Source organism: Rhodanobacter hydrolyticus, from assembly GCF_044904645.1.
Map to the genome: position 1 here is coordinate 2,778,770 of NZ_JADIKK010000008.1, position 20,392 is coordinate 2,799,161.

General features: G+C 66.2%; 17 protein-coding genes and 1 other RNA gene. 8 read left to right on the forward strand and 10 right to left on the reverse strand.

The window, feature by feature from the left end; genetic code table 11:
• Positions 1-175 precede the first annotated feature (175 nt).
• From ISP25_RS15070 to ISP25_RS15090, 5 genes are all read left to right on the forward strand, one after another.
• On the forward strand, positions 176-592 hold the full coding sequence (locus ISP25_RS15070; RefSeq protein ID WP_404615042.1) for a hypothetical protein: 417 nt from the start codon (positions 176-178) through the stop codon (positions 590-592).
• 172 nt (positions 593-764) lie between these two features.
• Positions 765-2,681 carry a chloride channel protein gene (locus ISP25_RS15075; protein ID WP_192157902.1) on the forward strand — a complete coding sequence of 639 codons (1,917 nt, stop codon included), beginning with the start codon at positions 765-767 and terminating at the stop codon, positions 2,679-2,681.
• 233 nt (positions 2,682-2,914) lie between these two features.
• The gene (locus ISP25_RS15080; protein ID WP_404615044.1) at positions 2,915-5,872 is read left to right on the forward strand and encodes a TonB-dependent receptor; all 2,958 of its coding nucleotides are present in this window, start codon (positions 2,915-2,917) and stop codon (positions 5,870-5,872) included.
• A gap of 260 nt (positions 5,873-6,132) precedes the next feature.
• On the forward strand, positions 6,133-7,701 hold the full coding sequence (locus ISP25_RS15085; RefSeq protein ID WP_404615046.1) for a glycoside hydrolase family 30 protein: 1,569 nt from the start codon (positions 6,133-6,135) through the stop codon (positions 7,699-7,701).
• Positions 7,702-7,756: 55 nt separating this feature from the next.
• Positions 7,757-9,115, forward strand: a complete 1,359-nt coding sequence (locus ISP25_RS15090) for an alkaline phosphatase family protein (protein ID WP_404615048.1) — start codon at positions 7,757-7,759, stop codon at positions 9,113-9,115.
• A gap of 485 nt (positions 9,116-9,600) precedes the next feature.
• Here ISP25_RS15090 and rpiA read toward each other — a convergent pair whose 3' ends face one another.
• From rpiA to ISP25_RS15120, 6 genes are all read right to left on the reverse strand, one after another.
• Positions 9,601-10,242 (reverse strand): ribose-5-phosphate isomerase RpiA, encoded by a 642-nt coding sequence (rpiA, locus tag ISP25_RS15095; protein WP_192157908.1) that lies wholly within the window; start codon positions 10,240-10,242, stop codon positions 9,601-9,603.
• A gap of 34 nt (positions 10,243-10,276) precedes the next feature.
• Entirely contained in the window at positions 10,277-10,732 is a 456-nt protein-coding gene (locus ISP25_RS15100) for an EVE domain-containing protein (protein WP_192157909.1), read from the reverse strand.
• Positions 10,729-11,337: a 5-formyltetrahydrofolate cyclo-ligase gene (locus ISP25_RS15105; protein WP_404615051.1), complete on the reverse strand. Its 609-nt coding sequence runs from the start codon at positions 11,335-11,337 to the stop codon at positions 10,729-10,731. Before ISP25_RS15105 ends, ISP25_RS15100 begins: the two co-directional genes overlap by 4 nt.
• 61 nt (positions 11,338-11,398) lie before the next feature.
• A non-coding RNA gene (gene ssrS / locus ISP25_RS15110) (6S RNA) lies at positions 11,399-11,585 on the reverse strand.
• A gap of 12 nt (positions 11,586-11,597) precedes the next feature.
• Positions 11,598-11,948: a cell division protein ZapA gene (locus ISP25_RS15115; protein WP_192157913.1), complete on the reverse strand. Its 351-nt coding sequence runs from the start codon at positions 11,946-11,948 to the stop codon at positions 11,598-11,600.
• A 4-nt stretch (positions 11,949-11,952) separates the two neighbouring features.
• The gene (locus ISP25_RS15120; RefSeq protein ID WP_192157915.1) at positions 11,953-12,192 is read right to left on the reverse strand and encodes a TIGR02449 family protein; all 240 of its coding nucleotides are present in this window, start codon (positions 12,190-12,192) and stop codon (positions 11,953-11,955) included.
• 77 nt (positions 12,193-12,269) lie between these two features.
• Between ISP25_RS15120 and ISP25_RS15125 the strand changes: the two genes are divergently transcribed.
• Both ISP25_RS15125 and ISP25_RS15130 read left to right on the forward strand, forming a co-directional pair.
• Positions 12,270-12,836 carry a UPF0149 family protein gene (locus ISP25_RS15125; protein WP_404615053.1) on the forward strand — a complete coding sequence of 189 codons (567 nt, stop codon included), beginning with the start codon at positions 12,270-12,272 and terminating at the stop codon, positions 12,834-12,836.
• A gap of 20 nt (positions 12,837-12,856) precedes the next feature.
• A complete protein-coding gene (locus tag ISP25_RS15130) occupies positions 12,857-14,173 on the forward strand; it encodes an aminopeptidase P N-terminal domain-containing protein (protein ID WP_404615055.1) in 1,317 nt (438 codons plus the stop codon).
• Positions 14,174-14,206: 33 nt separating this feature from the next.
• On the opposite strand, the gene ISP25_RS15135 is transcribed toward ISP25_RS15130, so the two are convergent.
• Both ISP25_RS15135 and pepQ read right to left on the reverse strand, forming a co-directional pair.
• Complete coding sequence (locus ISP25_RS15135; protein ID WP_404615056.1) at positions 14,207-14,347, reverse strand: hypothetical protein; 141 nt, start codon at positions 14,345-14,347, stop codon at positions 14,207-14,209.
• A gap of 161 nt (positions 14,348-14,508) precedes the next feature.
• Positions 14,509-15,828 (reverse strand): Xaa-Pro dipeptidase, encoded by a 1,320-nt coding sequence (gene pepQ, locus ISP25_RS15140; RefSeq protein WP_404615058.1) that lies wholly within the window; start codon positions 15,826-15,828, stop codon positions 14,509-14,511.
• A 153-nt stretch (positions 15,829-15,981) separates the two neighbouring features.
• On the opposite strand from pepQ, the gene ISP25_RS15145 reads away from it, so the two are divergent.
• Positions 15,982-17,604: a tryptophan halogenase family protein gene (locus ISP25_RS15145; protein WP_404615060.1), complete on the forward strand. Its 1,623-nt coding sequence runs from the start codon at positions 15,982-15,984 to the stop codon at positions 17,602-17,604.
• Positions 17,605-17,638: 34 nt separating this feature from the next.
• Here the strand turns inward: ISP25_RS15145 and ISP25_RS15150 are convergent, their stop codons facing one another.
• Complete coding sequence (locus tag ISP25_RS15150) at positions 17,639-17,968, reverse strand: PilZ domain-containing protein (RefSeq protein ID WP_192157927.1); 330 nt, start codon at positions 17,966-17,968, stop codon at positions 17,639-17,641.
• Complete coding sequence (locus tag ISP25_RS15155) at positions 17,965-20,367, reverse strand: DUF1631 family protein (protein ID WP_404615062.1); 2,403 nt, start codon at positions 20,365-20,367, stop codon at positions 17,965-17,967. Before ISP25_RS15155 ends, ISP25_RS15150 begins: the two co-directional genes overlap by 4 nt.
• Between the last annotated feature and the right edge of the window lie 25 nt (positions 20,368-20,392).

The window sequence follows — 20,392 nt, forward strand, 5'->3', positions numbered from 1 at the left end:
GCAAGCCCTGCGGCACGCTGCGCGCGTCACCGGGCATGTGCGGGATTGCACCACTCTTGTATGAAGATTCCGGGACAGCAAAAGCCTGCGACACCGGCTGAACCATCGGTTACGCTTGCGCTGGCGCCGTGCCAGAGGGGCCGCGGCGGTTCACGGGATAACAGGGGAGAAAGCCATGTTGGGGATGTCGATGTTCGGCGCGTTGGCGGGCGTGGGATTGCTGATGGGCTTGGTGGGACTTGTGGTCGTGGTAGTGGTGTCTGCGTTGCTGCTGAGCCTGGCGTATCGGCTGGTGGTCGGACACATGCCGTCCTTCGCACGGGCGCTGGGCACGGTGCTGGCGTCCTGGCTGGCTTCGGTGGTCGTATCGCTGATCCTGCATGGCGGCGCGGGCCACCTGCTGTCGTTCGTGGCGCAGTTCCTGGTGGGTGCGCTGGTCATCAACCTGCTGTTGCCGGGACAGGACGGCAGTCAGGTCGGCTATGGCAAGGCCTGCGTGGTGCAACTGGTCTACATGGTGATCTTCTTCGTGCTGGCCTTCGTGCTGGCGCTGCTGTTCGGAGGCATGATGCTGGCCATGCTGCATCACTGATGCTTTGATGTTCTGCACGGCGAAAGGAGGGCAGGCGTGAGCCTGCCCTCCTTTTGTTTGACGCGCATTGCTGAAGCGCGTTCCGACACGCTGGGTCGCAAGAACACGCGGCTTCGGTTTGTACGGGCCGCGGCGTAGAATTCCCGCCTTTGAGTCCTGACGGATCCTTCCAATGACCTCCCCGGCTGACCAGTCCCTCGGCCACACAGACGTGCGCACCCAGGGCAGCACCGATGCGTTGCCGTTGTCGCCCGCGCTGGGCGTGACGCTGGATGCGGCGAAGATGCCGCGCCGCTCCACTCTGGTGGATCGCCGCGTGTTGCGCATCACTGCGGTGTCGGTGGTGCTGGGTATCGGCGCCGCGCTGATCGCGAAGACCCTCACGATGCTGATCGGCCTGATCACCAACCTGGTGTTCTATGGCCGCGTCTCCACGGCATTCTCCTCGCCTGCCGACGCGGTGCCGCACCTGGGCTGGTGGGTGGTGCTGATCCCCGCGCTGGGTGGCGTGGTCGTGGGCTTCATGGCGCGCTGGGGTTCGCGGGCGATCCGCGGCCACGGCATTCCCGAGGCGATGGAGCAGGTGCTGCTCAACGAATCGAAGATCCCGCCGCGCATCACCTTCCTCAAGCCGATTTCCTCGGCCATCGCCATCGGTACCGGCGGCCCGTTCGGCGCGGAAGGCCCGATCATCGCCACCGGTGGCGCGCTGGGCTCCTTCGTCGGCCAGGTGATGAAGGTCACAGGCAGCGAACGCAAGGTGCTGCTGGCGGCAGGTGCGGCGGCGGGCATGTCGGCGATCTTCTCTTCGCCCATCGCGGCCGTGGTGCTGGCGGTGGAGTTGCTGTTGTTCGAACTGCGCCCGCGCTCGCTGATCCCGGTATCGCTGGCCTGCGTGACCGCCACCGGCATGCGCTATGTGCTGATGGGCACCGCGCCGGTGTTCGCGATGCCGGTGCTGGCCTCGCCCGGCGGCTGGGCACTGGCGACCTACGTGCTGGTCGGCGCGGTGGTCGGCCTGATCAGCGTGTGGACCACGCGCATCGTCTACGGCATCGAAGACTGGTTCGAGAAGCTGCCGATCCATTGGATGTGGTGGCCTGCGCTGGGCGGCCTGGCGGTGGGTGTGATCGGCTACTTCGCGCCGCTGACCCTGGGCGTGGGCTATACCAACATCGAGGACATCGTGAACGGCAGGCTGACGCTGGCGGCGCTGGCCTTCCTGTGCGTGATGAAGTTCCTGTCCTGGTCGATTTCGCTGGGCAGCGGCACGTCCGGTGGAACGCTGGCGCCACTGTTCACCATCGGTGGCGCGCTGGGCGCGATGATGGGCATCGGCGTGGCCGCGCTGGCACCGCACTTCGGCGTCGACCCGCGCATCGCCGCGCTGGTGGGCATGGCGGCGATCTTCGCCGGTGCCTCGCGTGCGCTGCTTACCGCGGTGGTGTTCGCGTTCGAGACCACCGCGCAGCCCGCGGGTCTGCTGCCGCTGCTGGGCGGTTGTGCCGCGGCCTACCTGATCTCCGCGCTGATGATGCGCAACACCATCATGACCGAGAAGATCGCGCGCCGCGGCGTGCGTGTACCTGCCGAATACGCGGCCGACTACCTCGACCAGGTGGCGGTGGGCGATGCCTGCGCGCGTGACGTGGTGACGCTGAAGACGACGCAGGCGCTGGCCGAAGTGCGCCACTGGTTCATCGAGGGCACGCCGGAAACCCAGCACCAGGGTTATCCGGTGGTGGACGAGCAAGGCCTTGTGAAGGGCGTGCTCACGCGTCGCAGCCTGCTCGATCCGCAATGGCATTACACCTTGACCCTGGGCGAGCTGGTCACGCGTCCTCCGGTAGCGGTGACCGAGGATCACTCACTGCGCGAAGCCGCCGACCACATGGTGGCCGAGGACGTGGGCCGATTGCTCGTGGTCAGCAAGGACGATCCGCACAAGCTGGTCGGCTTCCTCACTCGCGGCGACATCCTTGCCGCGCACGGGCGCCGCCTGCGCGAGGCGCGCCACTCCTCGCGCTACCTGCGCTTCCGCGACGGCCTCAGGCCGCGGCCGGAAGAAGCGGTGGCCTCCCGCCACTGAGCACGAAGCACGACGACCAACGGCCCGCGAGGGCCGTTTTTCGTGATGCGCGTCCGCTACGGCGTGAGCGCCGGTTTGCGCATGCGGACAAAGATCGTGGATGCTCAGGGGCAACGTCGCGTGGATCGCGGCCCGGCATGGGGCGGGTCGCTTTCTTCACGGCGTTGTGAACGTCGCGAGGCGTTAACTAGGGATGACCACACGACAAGAATCACTTTGGGGAGGCAAAGCGGATGAATCGTCGCGAAAATCAGGGATCTATGGAGAAGGGTGCCGCGTTGCAGCGGCGCAGGCTGGTCGTGGCATGCGCAAGCGCGTGGCTGTTGGTCGCGCCAGGCGCCGCAGTGCTGGCGCAGGATGCCTCGGGGCAGTCGCCGTCGACTCAGGCCCAGCCGAATCAAGCCCAGTCGGGCCAGGCTACACAGCAGCCGAAGAATACGAAGCCGCAATCCAAGGCGGAGAAGCAGAAGAAGGTCGAAGCCAGCCAGCTCGGTGCCGTGGTGGTGAACGGCATCAGCAACAGCATCCAGAGTGCGTTGGACACCAAGCAGAACTCCGACGACATCGTCGAAGCGATCTCCGCCGAAGACATCGGCAAGCTGCCGGACGTGAGCATCGCCGACAGTCTGGCGCGCTTGCCGGGCCTGGCCACGCAGCGCGTGGATGGACAAGCCAGTGCGATCTCGATCCGCGGCCTGTCTCCCGATTTCGCGGGCACCACGCTCAATGGCCGCGAGCAGGCGACGATTGGCGAGAACCGCGGCGTGGAGTACGACCAGTACCCCTCCGAACTCATCAACGGCGCCACGGTGTACAAGACGCCGGACGCCAGCGTGATCGGCCAGGGTCTCGCCGGTACGGTGGACCTGCAGACCATCAACCCGCTGGATCTGTCCAAGCGCACCATGGTGTTCAACCTGCGCGGCGAGCACGACAGCGACGGCAACCTCAATCCCGGCACCGGCACGGGCACCACCGGCCATCGTGCGAGCTTCTCCTACATCGACCAGTTCTTCGACCACACGTTCGGTGTGGCCATCGGCTTCGCGCAGCTCGACCAGCCGATCCAGGAGAAGCAGTACCAGGCCTGGTGGTGGGGTGCCGACAACGGCAGCGCGGGCATGGACCAGAACTGGGGCGCGCGTACCATGCCGGGCATGCCGGACAACGTGAACGCGCAACAGGGCATGCAGTTGCGCGCGCAGTCGCAGGACGAGAAGCGCAACGGCCTGATGGCCGTGCTGGAGTGGGCGCCTAACGAGACCTACTACTCGAAGCTGGACATGTACTACTCCACCTTCAACAAGAGCGAGTTCACCAACGGCCTGCAGTGGTCCAGCAGTCCCTACGGCCAACCCTACGACAACCTTTCCTACGCGAACGTCGGCACCTCGCCGGGTTCGCCGCTGCCGATCGTGACCTCGGGCACCATGCTCGGCCTGGCGCCGATCATGCAGAACGAATACACCAAGGAGCACGACAAGCTGTATTCGATCGGCTGGAACAACAAACTCTACCTGGGCGACTGGACGACCTCGCTGGACCTGTCCTCGTCCTCGGCGCGGGTGAAGTTGCACGACGCTTACCTGTTCACCGGGCTCGCCAATGGCGGCCTGGCCAACGTGGGCTTCAACACGCCGACGGGCGAGGGTTACCCGGATTTCAGTCCGAACGTGAACTTCGCCGATCCTTCCAGCGTGGTCTTCACCGATCCGGACAACTACGGCTACAACGGCCGCGAGGAGTTCGACCGCCAGGACGACCGCATCGACGCGTTCCGCCTGCAGGCGAGCCGCACCCTGGACTGGTGGATCTTCAGCAGCATGGACCTGGGCTTCGATTACTCGGACCGCACCAAGACCAAGCATGCCGACGTGGACTTCGCATGGTTGAACGGCAACGGTGATACCGACGGCACCTACCAGTACGGCTACAGCGCACCGATCAACCCGGCCTTCCTCTACAACCCGACCTCGCTCGGTTACGGCGGCATCCCCGGCATCATCAACTACAACGTGCTGGGCGCCATGTACAGCCAGTTCTACCTCACGCCGGAGAACGGGGCGGGCGACTGGAGCCGCAACTACACGATTGAAGAAAAGGTCCCGTTGGCCTACGCCAAGTTCAACATCGACACGGACGTGGCCGGCATTCCGGTGCGCGGCAACATGGGTGTGCAGTTCGTGCATACCGACCAGTCGTCCACGGCGCTGCAGACCAACGGCGACACATTGGTGGGCCAGATCAACGGCGGCACTTCGTACAACAACGTGCTGCCCAGCCTCAATCTGGTCGCCAAGCTGAGCGACACCCAGTACCTGCGTTTCGGACTGGCCAAGACCATGACGCGCGGTCGCATCGATGACGAGAAGGTGTCCTCTTCCGCCGGCGTGTCGAAGATCACCGACGGTCCGCAGGCAGGACAGGTCGTGTGGTCTGGCAGCGGCGGCAATCCCTTGCTGAAACCGTACGTGGCGGTAGGCACCGACATCTCGTGGGAGAAGTATTTCGGCAAGGCCAGCTACGTGTCCGTGGCGGTGTTCCGCAAGAACCTCCTCAACTACATCTACAACAAGACCATCCTGAACTACGACTTCTCCCACTACATCAACAACACGCCGACGCTGACGCCGACCAGCAACTACGGCGCCTTCACCCTGCCGGAAAACGGCACGGGCGGTTCGATGGACGGCCTGGAGCTGGCCGGTTCGTTCGAGGGCGGGTTGCTGGCGGAGGCGTTGGAAGGCTTCGGCATACAGGCCAACTATTCGCTGACCAACAGCACCATCCCGACCAGTTCCATCTCCGCGATTCCCGGCGGACCCAAGACGTTGCCTGGTCTGTCGCACAAGGTGGGAAACATCACCCTGTATTACGAGCGCAACGGGTTCTCGGCACGCATCGCGCAGCGCTACCGTTCCTCGTTCACCGGTGAGGCGGTGGCATTGTTCGACCAGCTCGGGTACACCAAGATCCTGGCGAACCGGCAGACCGACCTGCAGCTGGAATACGACTTCAGCCAGGGGCCGATGAATGGCCTGTCGATCCTGTTGCAGGTGAACAATCTGTTCAACTCGCCGGACGAGACGGTGCAGTACGCCACGCTCGCAAACAATGTGCCGATGACCATGCCGCTGGAATACGACACCTGGGGGCGCACCGTATTGCTCGGTTTCAGTTACAAACTGTGAGCAGTGCGGCCAGGGAGGGCCGTCTGCTGAATCTTCGCGATCAGGGACGATCGCAGGAGACCTTGGATAGTGTGGCCTGGGATGGCCTTCCATTTGATTTGGGCGATCATGGGGGATCGCAAGAACCTGGCCGAACGGCGGCTTGTCGCACGGCGCGGAATCGGGGCAAGCTTCGGCGATTCGTCGCCAGGCATTGCGGTGCGGTCGCAGCAGAGAAATTTTCTTGATTCACAAGGTCAACCGCGTGGCGAGTGTCGCCCATGAGTGAACCGCAGGGCATCTCCGGCCGGGTGGCGGTCGTGCTGTTTGCCCTGCTCACCGCGTGTGCACTGGGCGCGTTGCGCGTGCCCTTGCGCCTGCCGCCCGCGCCCGTGCTGCTGGTGCCGGCGATGCCGGACGGTTCGGAAGTCCAGCTGTGGCTGAGCACCCAGGACCGCAGGCTGCGTCTGGTACGGCAACCGGATATCCCGTTGACCGTGTCGGCCGCGCGCGCGGAACCGCCTGCAGCCGACATCGATATCGATACCAGCCGGACCTTCCAGGCCATCACGGGTTTCGGTGCGGCGATGACGGAGTCGTCGGCGTGGCTGCTGGACCATGCGATGGACGACGACCAGCGCTTCGCCTTCCTGGAAGAGATGTTCGGGCCGCCGCCTGGCCTAAATCTCGACATGACGCGCGTGAGCATCGGCGCCTCGGACTTTTCGCTCAAGCCCTACACGCTGGACGACATGCCCGAGGGCCAGACCGACCCCGGACTGACGCACTTCAACCTTGCCGCCAGCCCGCGTGACGTGGTGCCAGCGCTGCGCGAAATGATGGAGATCAATCCGCAACTGCACATCATCGCCGCGCCGTGGAGTGCGCCGGCATGGATGAAGACTATCGACGCGCTGAACGGCGGCTCGCTGCAGCCGCAGTACGAGGCTGCCTATGCGCAGTACCTGGTGAAGTACGTCGATGCCATGCAGGCGCAGGGTGTCCCGATCTGGGCGTTGACCGTGCAGAACGAGCCGGGTTTCGAACCACTGACCTACCCCGGCATGTTGCTGCCCGCCGACGCCCGCGCACGCGTCATCGGGCAACACCTCGGCCCCGCGCTGGCGAGCCGCGATCCGCGGCCGCTGATCCTCGACTGGGACCACAACTGGGATGCACCGGAGCAGCCGCTGACCGTGCTGGCTGACGCAGATGCGCGGCGCTACGTCGACGGCGTCGCCTGGCACTGCTACGCGGGTAGCGTGAGCGAACAGAGTCGCGTGCATAAGTCGTATCCGGACAAGGACGCGTACCTGACCGAGTGCTCGGGTGGCGACTGGGCCTCGGCAAAGAACGGCGAGCTGCTGCTCTTCGCGCGCGACGTGCTGCTGCTGAGCTTGCGCAACTGGGCGCGCGGCGCGGTGTACTGGAACATCGCGCTGGACGAGAAGCATGGACCGCATTCCGGCGGCTGCATCGATTGCAAGGGCATGGTGACGATCGACTCCAAAACCGGCGAGATCCAGCGCAACGACGAGTACTACGCCTTCGCCCACTACAGCCGTTTCGTGCTGCCCGGTGCCGTGCGCGTGTGGTCGGACGACACCGGTCCGGACATCCATAACGTGGCGTTCCGCAATACCGACGATGGCTCCATCGTGCTGGTGGTGACCAACAGTTTGAACAAGCCGCGCCACGTCAGCGTGGTGCAGGACCGGTTGTCGTTCGGATACACGATGCCGCCCGAAAGCGTGGCGACGTTTACCTGGAACCCGGGCCTGGCCGCGCACTCGTGGGAGCGTCGCGTACGTGATCTGTTCAACAAGGCGTTGGGCGTCGTCACTCCGTGAATGCGATGGTCGTATTCCGACGGGCCGTGGTTCCCTAATGTAAGGAGGTTGGAATATGAGTTCAGACATCACCGGGTGGCGCCTCCTGGCTGCGGCGACGCTGGCGGCAAGCATCGCCGCCTTGTCGCCAAGCGTGCACGCGACGGATACGCCGCGACCCAAGGTGGTGGTGATCAGCCTCGATGCCTTCGGGGCGCAGAGCCTGCGCGAACCCGAGCTGCCGGCGCCCACCCTGCATGCATTGATGCAACAGGGTGTGCACGCCGCTTCGATGCAGCCGATCAACCCAACCATCACCTGGCCCAACCACACCGCCATGGTCACCGGCGACAACGCCAGCCTGCACCATGTGCTGGTCAACGGCCTGATCGTGGGGCAGCGCGAAAGCACGCCGCCGCACATCGACATGAATGCGGCCAAGTCGAAACTGGTTGCCGTGCCCACCGTGTACGACGCCGCGCACGCAGCCGGCCTGGTCACGGCCGAGGTGGACTGGGTGGCCATCATGGACGCCCCCACCATCGACTGGCGATTCCCGGAAAAGCCGAATCCCGATGGTGCGATCGAGCAGGATCTGGTGAAGCAGGGGATCGTCACGCGCGCCCAGCTGATGCAGTTCGGCGAACCCTCGCAGGCCTGGCGCGACCGCATGTACACGAATGCGGCGGTGGACATCATCCGCAGGCATCATCCCGACCTGCTGCTGTTGCACCTGCTTGCGCTGGACAGCATCGAGCATGAGACCGGCTACGGCAACAACGCGGGGCGCAACACCATCGCCTTTCTCGACGACCGCGTGAAGGAAGTGATCGACGCCGTGCGCGCGGCGGGCGAGCTCGACAACACCACCTTCGTCATCGTCTCGGACCACGGCCAGGAGAGCGTGCACCACCTGCTGAATCCCAATGTGCCGCTGCGCGAGGCCGGCTTGCAGGCCAGTACGGCAAACCGGCCGGCATTTGCCATACCTGAGGGAGGCTTTGCCTTGGTGTTCCAGAAGAACGCCACCGATGACTCGCGGCAGGCATTGAAGAAACTGTTCGCGGGCAAGGCCGGCATCCGCGCGGCGCTGACGCCCGACGCGGCGGCGAAGATGGGTTGGCCGGTGCCGGCGACGAGCGATCAGGCGCCCGATCTCCTGCTCTACCCGGCGAACGATTACGAATTCGACGACAAATACGCCACGCAATACGACGCGCCCACGCTGCAGGGGGGCGCGCACGGTTATCCGAATTCGGAGCCGCTGATGCAAGCCATCTTCATTGCCGCAGGGACGGGTATTCAGGGCAAGGGCGTGGAGATTCCCGCGTTCCACAATGTGGATGTGGCGCCCACCATCGCGCGCTTGCTGCACATCCGGTTTGATGATGCGGAGGGGAAACCTTTGACGGGGATTCTGGCGCCTGGTTACTGAGGTTGCTGGCAGTCCTCTCCCTTCCCGAAAAGGCTCGGGTGAGAGTCCGGACTTGCCTCGGCGTTTCGTTTTGCCTGAATCCTCGGCTCTTGCGGAGCGACGGGCTTTGCACTGCCGCAAGTTTCAAAGCGGTCTCTGTCGCCTGCCGGCGCTCGCTCCAGCCACCTCTCATGGCTGGCCAACGCCACCGCAGCAGCGATGGCGAACGGCAGTCGGTCCGAGAGGCGAGATGCGCGAAAGCTAAAGAGAAGTAGCCAGAGAAGTGACCAAGAGAAATGGCCGGGTTCCATCCGCCGGAACTACGAGCGAGCGGCGTCGAGGACGTTGGATTGACTCCAGCCGACACGGGCCGCAATGCGGTCACGCGGCACCGCCTCTGGAAACTGTGGGCTACCGCGCTCCTCATCCCAGCGAAGGCCGGGATCCGGCGGCGGTGCGGCTTGGGCAAACGTCGTCGCTGCGGTGCGGGATGGGTAGAGGCCGCTTCAGATTTCCTTGTCACCCACCAGCACCACATCCGCCGGCCGCTGCGCGAACAGACCCACGGTGACAACGCCGGCGAGCTGGTTGAGTTGTTGCTCCAGTCCCACCGGGTCGGTGATGCGCCAGCCGTGCACGTCGATGATCCAGTTGCCGTTGTCGGTGGTCACGCCGTCGCGCCACACCGGCTGACCGCCCAGCTTCACGATCTCGCGGCTGACCAGACTGCGCGCCATCGGGATCACCTCGATCGGCAGCGGGAACTTGCCCAGCACGTCCACGCGCTTGCTGGAATCGATGATGCAGACGAACTTCTGCGCCGCCGCCGCCACGATCTTCTCGCGGGTCAGCGCCGCGCCGCCGCCCTTGATCAGGCGCTTGTGCGGATCGCACTCGTCGGCGCCGTCGATGTAGATGCCGATCGGGCCAGTGGCGTTGAGGTCGAACACTTCGATGCCGTGCTGCTTCATGCGCGCGGTGGACTGCTCGGAGCTGGACACCGCACCTTTGATACGGTCCTTCATGCCGGCCAGCGCATCGATGAAGAACGCCACCGTGCTGCCGGTGCCTACGCCCACGATGGCGCCGTCTTCCACGTAGCGCAGCGCGGCTTCGCCGGCCAGTTGTTTTTCGTTCGGGTTGTTCATGCGGGTGTTCCGGCAAGGATGAAAAGGTCGGGGCTCATTCGAGCGTGAGGATGTGCTGCCAATGCGCGGCTTCGACCGGCTGCACCGACAGACGGCTGCCCTTGCGTACCAGCACCATGCCGTCCAGCTCGGGGTCGGCCTGCAGCTCCTTCAGCGTGATGGTGCGCTTGAGCTTCTTCACGAACTTCACGTCAACCAGCATCCAGCGCGGGTTGTCGCGCGAGCTGCCGGCATCGAAATACTTGCTCTTTGGGTCGAACTGGCTGGGGTCTGGGTAGGCGTCGGTGGCGACTTCGGCGATGCCCACGATGCCGGGTTCGGCGCAGTTGGAGTGGTAGAAGAACACCTTGTCGCCCACGCGCATGCCGTCGCGCATGTAGTTGCGCGCCTGGTAGTTGCGCACACCGTCCCAGGCTTCGTGCTTCTTGCGCTTGAGGTCGTCGATGGAGAAGGCGTCCGGCTCGGACTTCATCAGCCAGTGGTTCTTCATGCGGCAGGCTCCGTGGCATGGCAGTCGATCAGTTCGCGGTCGGTGGCGACGTAGTCCAGCGGCACGTCCCACGGTTCCGCATCGAGCTGTTCGACTTCCTGGAAGTCGTAGGCCACGCCCACCAGCAGCGGCTCGGTGGGACGCGCCTGGTCCTTGAGGAAGGCGAAGCTGCGGTCGTAGTAGCCGCCGCCGTGGCCGAGACGGTGGCCGCGGCGGTCGAAGGCCAGCAGTGGCACCAGCACCAGGTCGAGCTGGAACGGCGCGAACCATTCGCGCGGCGCCACCGGCTCGGGGATGCCGTAGCGGTTCGGCGCCACCGCATCGCCATCGCGCCACGGCGCGAAGTGCAGTTCCTTGCCCTTGGCGAGTAGAGGCAACAGGAAGCGCTGGCCGCGTGCGGCCAGCGGCGGGATGACCAGATTCAGCGGCAACTCGCCGCCGGTAGCCCAGTAGCCGGCTACGCGCACGTCGGTAAGGTATTCGGGCAGCTGCTCCAGCGAGCGGCGCAGCCCCTGCGCGGCGGCCATGCGCGCCGGCGGCGGCAAGGCGCGGCGACGTTCGGCCAGTTGCTGGCGCAGTTCGTGGCGACGGACGGCGGAGTCCATGGGGCTTCTCCATCGAAAAACGCCCCGTCCATCGAACGACGAACGGGGCGTGGAAGAGGTGGCGTCAACCGCGATGCCGCTGCCCACCAAACGACCTTGATCCACGATGGATCAGGTGGGAGGGCGACATGGCCTCAAGGCTTTCCGCACGCGGCGGACATGCACAACGACCGATGAAAAGCCGACCCGGGGCCGTATTTAGGAACAAGGCAAATGTAAGAGTGTGCCGGCGCACACCGCAGAAAACGCCGGAACCGATTTTAGGCTTTCGGGAACAAATCCGCCACCGTTTCGCGGTGCAGCGTGTCGGTATTTTCCAGCGCGAACTCCAATCGCTGCCGCATCGCGGCAAGGCGGTGCGCTGTCTGCTGGCCGTCGCCGCCCTGCTGTTTGCGCAGCGCCAGCAGTTCGTGGGTCATGCTCACCGCAGCAAGTACGGCGAGGCGCTCGAAGCTGGGTGCACGGGCATTGGCGCGCAATTCGCGCATCTTGCGGTCGAGCAGGGCGGCGGCTTCGATCAGTCCCTCGCGCTCTTCCGGCGCGCAGGCGATCAGGAATTCGCGGTCGATCAGCCGCAGTGCGACCGGGTCATTGCTGCCGGGTGTAGTCATTGCTTCAGCCATTGCTTTCGAGCGACTTCAGTCGCTGGATCATTGCCTCGACGCGGCTGCGCGCCTGTTCGTTGCGGGCGAGCAGGCTGGCACGTTCACCCGACAACTGTTCCTGGCTGTGCCGCAGGCTGCGGTTCTCCTCGCTGAGCCGGCGCACGGTGTCGAGCAGACGATCGACCTGGCGGCCAAGCGCTTCCAGTTCAATCTGCACGGGATCGGGCGAGGTGGATTCGGCGGGGTTCATGCGCCGAACTATAACAGTACGCCGTCGCCGAAACGGGCGTGGCGTAGAATGAACATTCGCTCCCAGGGAACCCTGCCATGTCGGCCAATGAACCGCTCAGCCATGACCAGTTGGATGCGCTGATCGTACGCCTGCGGCTGGGCGTGGACGCCAGCGAACTGCACGGCTCGCTGTGCGGTTACCTCGCCGGCGGCGCCAGCTCCAACGGCGGCAAGCTGCTCGCCGCGCTGGAGCTGGAAGGCGTCGAAGATGTCGCGCCATCGCCCGCCGACCAGGCCACGTTGGACGCCTTGCTGCGGCAGTGCCGCGACGCGCTGGCCGATCCCGACCTCGGTTTCGAACCGCTGCTACCGGACGGGGACCGCCCGCTGGACGAGCGCGCCGAGGCGGTGGTGGACTGGTGTCGCGGCTTCCTCGGCGGCTTCGGCCTTGCCGGCACCGGGCCGCACGCGAAGCTGTCGGACGACGCACAAGAAGTGCTGCGCGATTTCGGCACCGTCGCCGCTTCGTCCTTCGATTTCGGTGACAGCGCGGAGGACGAGGATGCGCTGATCGAGGTGCAGGAATTCCTGCGCGTGGGCGCGCTGTTGCTGTACACCGAATCCGCTGGCCGCGGCCAGTCCGGCAGCGATCGGTTGCATTGAACGCTGCGCCTGATCGCGGCGTGCCTTCCGCCATCGCGGGCGAGGAGTTCGCGCGTCGCCGCCGCCAGTTGATGGCGATGGCGGGCGAGGAGGCGGTGCTGCTGGTGGCCGCCGCCCCCGAGCGCTTGCGCAACGCCGACGCCACCTGGCCGTACCGGCAGGACTCGGACTTCCATTACCTCGCCGGCTTCCCCGAGCCCGACGCGGTGCTGGCGTTGCTGCCCGGCCGTCTGCACGGCGAGGCGGTGTTGTTCTGCCGCGAGCCCGATGCCGAGCAGGCGCGCTGGCATGGCCCGTCCATCGGCACCGAACGTGCAGTGGCCGACTACGGCATGGACGACGCCTTTCCCATCGAAGACATCGACGACATCCTGCCCGGCATGATCGAGGGCAGAGCGCGCGTGTACTGCCATTTCGGCCGCGAGCCCCTGTTCGACGCGCAGCTGCTGGGCTGGATGCGCCGCTTGCGCCAATTGCGCGGCGGCGGCGTGGTGCCCAAGGAATTCGTGGCGCTGGGCCATCTGCTGCACGATCTGCGCCTGTACAAGTCGCGCGCCGAACTCAAGCTGATGCGCGCCGCCGCCGGCATCGCCGGCGAAGCGCATCTCGCCGCGTGGCGTTGCGCCTTGCAGGGACGCCACGAATACGAGGTGGAAGCCGAGTTGCTGCACGCCATGCGCAGCCGCGGTGCGGTGCCCGCGTTCACGCCCATCGTCGCGGCCGGCAGCAACGCTTGCGTGATGCACTATCAGCACAACCGTGCGCGGCTGGCCGGCGGCGACCTGCTGCTGATCGATGCCGGTGCCGAGCTGGACTGCTATGCCAGCGACATAAGTCGCACCATTCCGGTCAACGGTCGCTACAGCCGCGAGCAGCGTGCGCTGTACGAAGTGGTGCTGGCCGCGCAACTCGCCGCCATCGATGAAGTGCGGCCCGGCCGGCCGTTCGACGCCGCGCACCATGCCGCGGTGCGGGTGATCGCCGAAGGCCTGTGTGCACTTGGGTTGTTGCGCGACGATGCGGATGCGGCGATTGCCACTGGCAGCTACCAGCGCTACTTCCCGGCCAAGACCGGTCACTGGCTGGGCCTCGACGTGCACGACGTGGGCGACTACCGCATTGACGGCGCCTCGCGCCTGCTGGAGCCGGGCATGGTGGTGACGGTGGAACCCGGCATCTACGTGCCGCCCGACGAGGCCAGCGTGGACGAACGCTGGCGCGGCATCGGCATCCGCATCGAAGACGACGTGGCGGTGACGCGCGACGGGCACGAGGTGCTCAGCGCCGGTGTGCCCAAGGAACCGGTGGAGATCGAGGCGTTGCTGGCCCGACGTTGAGGCGGGCGCGACCCAAGCATCAGGGTCTGCAGGCTATCCGGCACTTTTGCCATAAACGTTGACCAGGCGCTCGGCGACAGCCAGCCGCTCAACCAGGACGACAAGGTGGCTGGGGGCTGCCATACCTGCCAGTCGCAGGTTCGGCAGCACGGTCATCGTGACAGGGTCAGACACGAGGGGAGTCGTGACGATGGCATTTGATAGTCTGGCGGCCACCAGTCTCGGCACGACGTGAAGCCCAAGCTGTAGCGCGCAGACGGTGGCGGCCAATGCGGTCAGAGCCGCGGTGGGCTACGGCATCAGCAACAGCGCCATCGCCGACGCCGACCCGGTATTCAGTCGGGCCGGGCGAACGCGTCGCGCGTGAGATTCTCCGGCGCACCGTCGGTGCAGGCCACGTCGTCCTCGATGCGGATGCCGCCATAGGGGCGGAAGGCGTCCACCGTGGCCCAGTCGATGTCGGCGGCAACGGGCTTGTCGCGCAGCTCGGCCAGCAGCATGTCGATGAAGTACAGGCCGGGTTCGATGGTCACCACCATGCCCGGCTCCAGCGTGCGCGTCATGCGCAGATACGGATGGCCGTCCGGGCGCGGGATATTGCCGCCGCGTTCGTCTTGCTGGAAGCCGGCCACGTCGTGCACCTGCAAGCCGATGGAATGGCCAAGCCCGTGCGGGAAGAATGCGCTGGTGACGCCGGATTCCACCGCGCTTCCCGCGCTCATGCGGATGAAGCCGTGCTCGCGCAGCACGTCGGCGATGGCATGGTGGGCATGGAGGTGCAGTTCGGGATAACTCTGGCCCGGGCGCACCTTGGCCGCGAAGCTTTGCTGAGCGGCGTCCATGCTGTCGATCAGCGCCTGGAAGCCGCCATGGCCAGCAGCGGCATAGGTGCGCGTGATGTCACTGGCGTAGCCGGCGCAACTGGCGCCGGCATCGATCAGGAAGGAGCGGTGCTCGGCCGGCGGCGTGCGGTCGAAGTGCATGTAGTGCAGTACCGCGCCGTGTTCGTTGAGGCCGACGATGCTGGCATAGGGCAGCTCGGCATCGATCTGCCGCGCAGCGGCGAGGTAGGCCAGGTGGATGCCGAACTCGCTTTCGCCCGCGCGGAACGCGGCCTCCGCCGCGCGGTGCGCGCGGGCGCCGATGCGGCTGGCCTCGCGCATCAGCGCCAGTTCGTAGGGCGTCTTGTACGAGCGATGCCAGTGCAGGTAGTCGAGCACGGGCTGCGGATTGTTGATCGTCACGCCATCGATGGCGGGGCAAGCGGTCGCGATCACCGCGTTGCGACCTTTCGGCAGTTGGGCCACGGCCTCCCCGGCGCTGCGCACGGTGGCGATGTCGAAGTGCTCCACCCAGTAACCGTGCGGCGTCTGCGGCGCCACATGCCAGTAGTCGCGCGGCTGTACGAAGACCAGCTTCGGTTTCATGCCTGGCGTGTAGGCGATCCAACTACCCGGCGCATCGGTGAGCGGCAGCCAATGCTTGAAATGCGGGTTGGCGACGAATGGGTAGTCCTGGTCGTCGAGGAATTTGCCGGGTGGCGTGCCCGCGGCGATCAGCAGGTGGTCGAAGCCGCCCAACTCAAGCGCCCGGTCGGCGCGCGTGCGCAAGGCGGCGAGGTGCGCTGGGTAAAGGGAGGCGAGCGGCGCGTTCATGCGGATTCCGGCGTGGGGATGGCGGCCTGCGAGTGTAGCGCGCGACGGAATCGCTGCCGGCCGCTGCACTGGGCATGCGCAGGCCTTACGCTAAGGGGGTTGTTCAGGCTTCCTCCGACGTTTCACCTTGCCCACTCCGCCGGTAACCCGCCCATGGCCGACGTCGCCACCGTCTTCAACGAGAACATCACGCCTTATGCTCCTGGCCCGCGCACGGAGGCCGAGCCGCCGGTGAAGCGCATCGTGGTGGTCGGCGGCGGCACGGCCGGCTGGATGGCGGCACTGCTGCTCGCCAACTCCGACTACGGCCCGCGGCTGCAGGTGACGGTGCTGGAATCGCCGCAGGTGGGCATCATCGGCGTGGGCGAAGGCTCGACGCCGTGGTTGCGTGGCTTCTTCGACGGGCTGGGCATCGAGGAGTCGGAATGGATGCCCGCCTGCAACGCGACCTACAAAGCCGGTATCCGCTTCGACGGCTGGAGCACCAAACCGGGCTACGAAAGCTACTTTCACCCGTTCGCGTCGATGCTCGACAACATGACGATGACGCAGTTCATCGACAACGTGCATCGCCGGCTGGAAGGCGAGGATGTGGAAGCCCATCCCGACCGCTACTTCATCGCCAACCGGCTGGCGAGCAAGGGACTGGGGCCGCGGCCGCGGCACGATTTCCCCTTCGACGTGTGGTACGCCTACCACTTCGACTCGACCATGCTCGGCGCCTTCCTCGGCAAGAAGGCGGTGGAACGCGGCGTGCGCCATCTCACCCGCCACGTGCACGACGTGCGCCTGAACGAGCAGGGCGATATCGCTGCATTGCAATTGGACGGCGACGAGACGCTGGAAGCGGATTTCTTCGTGGACTGCACCGGCTTCGCCTCGCTGCTGATCGGCAAGGCGCTGAAGACGCCGTACGTGTCGTTCGCGGAAAACCTGTTCAACGACGCGGCGGTCGCCATGCCTTCGCCTGCCGATGGCTACCGCGAGCGCCCGCTGATGGGCGAAACCGTGTCCACCGCGCTGCGCCACGGCTGGATATGGAAGATCCCGCTCGCGCATCGCCAGGGCAATGGTTATGTGTACAGCACCGCACATTGCTCGCCGGACGAAGCGGAAACCGAGATGCGCAAGCACCTGGGCCTGCTCGACGACCCTACGCCGGCGCGCCACCTGCGCATGCGCGTGGGACGCGTCACCAAACACTGGAACCGCAACTGTGTGGCGATCGGCTTGTCGCAGGGCTTCATCGAACCGCTGGAAGCCACCGCCCTGCTGTTCGTGCAGCGCACGGCATCCATGCTGGTGAAGGCACTGGAGCAGGGCGACCTGAGCGAGCGTGCGCAAGATGCCTTCAACGACGCGATCAATGACCGCTTCGAAGGCACGCGCGACTACGTCGTCACGCACTACAAGACCAACACGCGCACGGACTCCGACTACTGGCGCGCCAACGCCGCCAACATCAACCTGTCGCAACCGCTGCAGCGCCTGCTGCGCACGTGGCTGTCCAGCCGTCCCATCGCGGGCGGCCTGCAGCAGGGCAGCTATGGCCGTGGCTATCCGGTCATGTCGTGGTACTGCCTGCTCGCCGGCGTGGGGCTGTTCCCGGGCATGCCGGGAACGGAGGCCACGTCCCGCGGCAAGTTGCGGCACAACCTCGCGGCCATCGATAACCTGCTGGAACGCAGCGCCGCGAATTTCCCCGAACACCGAGCCCTGCTCGCGAACATTCCACCCCGGCCCACGGAGTCTTCGCTGCAGTTGTATCTGTGGTGACGGAGGCCGGCCAGGGCAGGGTGAAGCTGAAGTCTCAGGCCTGCTTCAGCCAGCGTCCCAGCAGTTCGCTGTGGCTGTTGCCGACCGCGATGATGCGGTAGCCGGCCCAGAACTGGCCGGGACTGGCGGCAGGTTCGTGCCATTGTTCCTGCAGGCCGAGTTCAACGTGGCCGCCGGCATGGGGCAGCGCGATGCGCACCTGGTAGATGCCTTCGCTGCGCGGCTCGCGGCTGCCGATCAACAGCAGGCCGCTGGCGGAGACGTTGCACAGATTGCCAAGCGGCTGTTCGGCGATCATGTCGATGGCCACGATGCCGGCATCGACCGGCTTGCGCGGCGCGCGGCGCTGGTCGCGCGTGCTCATGGGCGGGCTCCGGGCGTCTTTGCCGGGGAAGGTTTGGCGTTGCGCAGCAGGCTGCCGGTGAGCGAGTGCCAGGCACGATCAAGCAGGCCGTCGGATTGCTGCGGCAGCTCGCGCACCGCGCCACTGGCCATGGCGCGCGCCAGCTCGCGCAGGTTCATTTCCTCGCTGCGCTGGCCGCGGCGGGTGATGAACAGACTCTTGCCAGTGACCGGCGAAAACCAGGCCAGCTTGCGCCGGCTGGTCTTGCCGGTGTCCAGGTCGGTGAATTCGAACCAGCTGCCGTAGGGCAGCTGGCGCAGACGGTTGTGGATGCGTGCTTCCTGCGGGCCCAGCGGTGGCTCCTTGTCATCGTCGTTCGCCGAAGCCGGTTTGCCCTGCGGCGATTCGCCCAGCCGCTGGCGTTGCTTGAGGCGCAGCGCGAGGTCGGTGGCGCTGGGCAATTCCGCGGCGGCGGGCGGGGCTGCTGTCACGACAGGCGCTATGGCGGCGGGAGCAGGGGCCTCCGCGACGGGGGCGCTCCCGGCGGCGGCAACGCCATCCGGCGATGACGGTATGACGGCAGACGGCATGGCGGCAGACGCTGCCGTAGTTGCAGGCGGCGTGGATCGAGGCGGCGCGGCAATCGGCTCGATCTCGCCTTCGCCGATCAGGCGCAGCGCCACCTGGCTGGCTTCCTCGGCGTGCATGCCGATCTGTTGCAGGCCGGCTTGCACCTCGAGGCGCAGCAGGCCGGGGTCGTCCGTGGGCAGGCGACCCAGCAGTTCGTCGGTGACACGCAGGCGTTGCGCGAAGGCGGGACTGTCTTCGCCGTGTTGCAACACGGCGAGTGCCAGCACGTCGGACCAGGCGCGGTCTAGCAGGGTACGCAGCAGGCCGCGCGGCGGATTCTGGGCGTAGCGTTCGGCCAGCAGTTCGTTGGCGCGATGGCGAGCGAGATCCAGCCGCTCGCGACCTTGCATGGCTTCGACGTGGCGGCGTTCGGAGGCTTGCGCGCGGCGGTTCAACTGGGCCAGGTGGTGCTCGATGTCGGCCAGCAGGCTGGTGTAGAGGCCGGCACTGGGCGGTTCCTTGCGCGCGCGTTCGACCAGTTGGTTGAGCCGCACGGTGAGCTGCTGGTCGGCATCGCCGTCGGTGCCGTCGAGCCAGTCGTTGGCGGCGTCGGCCACCACGCCTAGCAGGCGCCGCGCGGGGTGTTCGCGCTTGTCGAAGAAGTCGCGGTCGGTGACGGCGAGGCGCAGCATCGGCAGTTGCAGATCCCCGAGCACGGAGTGTGCGTGCTGGCCTTCGTGCAACTGCTTGCCGATCTGTTCGAACAGCATCGCCACCAGCTCCACGGTGTCGTCCTGCTCGGGGCTGAGCTGGGTGGGCGCGGCACCTGCGGGCTTGCCGGCATTGAGCTGCAGCAGGAGTTCTTCGCGCAGGCGCTGGGCGCTGCGCAATTCGCGGCTGGCGTTGTCGGTGACCTGGGCCAGATGCTGCTGCAAGGCGCCCAGCGCTGTCTGCAGCTCCTCCGGCGAAGCAGCCTGTCCCGCGACGACGCCACCGCCGCCAGCGGTGCGGCGCTGGGAAAGCAGGTCGCGCAGGGTCTCCAGCACGGTGATGGGCGCCTGCGGTGCGCCAGGGCTTTCCGATCCCGCGACGGCGGCGGCAGCAGGTGTTTCGGCTGCCGCGGAGCGCGCGCCGGGCGTGGTGCGAGGGGGCGCGTACGGGCGCAGTTGCGGCAGCAGGCCGTCGTCCAGCAGCAGCGCATTGACCACCGTGTACAGCGGTTCCGCTGCAACGATGAGCGCCTGCTCGAAGTTCTGCAGCAGCAGTTGCCGGTGCTCCGACGGCAGATCCAGCGTGCCGATGGCGATACGCAATGCATCGGCGAGGCCGGCCGGTCCGATCGGCAAGGCCTTCCCTTCCAGCGGCGCGGCGCCGACCAGCACGGCAAAACGATAGGAGAGCTCGGTCAGCAGCTGGCCATGGTGCGCTTCGCCGCGGGCGGCGAGTTTTTCCAGTGCAGCAACCAATTCGTGTTCGCTGCGTTCAAGCAACCGCAGTGGCTGGTGCACGCTGCTCGCGCCCGCGCCCGCGCCTTCCTCGACTTCGCCCAGATGTGCGAAGCCGTCGCGCAGATGGTTGGCATAGGCCTGCATGAACGCCGGGCGTTGCATCTGCAACTGCGCACGGCTGTCGATGTACTGCTGCTGGGAAGCATGGCTGCGCGCATGCTCGGCCATCTGGTAGAGCTCCTTGTCGAAGCGATCCAGGCACTGTTGCAGTGCGGGTTCCAGCCATTGCGCGCATTGCGGGCCGATCACGTTGAGCAGTCGCTGGGTGCGCGCGGGCCAACGAGGGCGGACAGGACCGTCCGTCGCGTTGGTGGCTTGCGGTTTGCGATGCTCTGCGTCCATGACGCCTTCCCGGTGATTCCCCTGA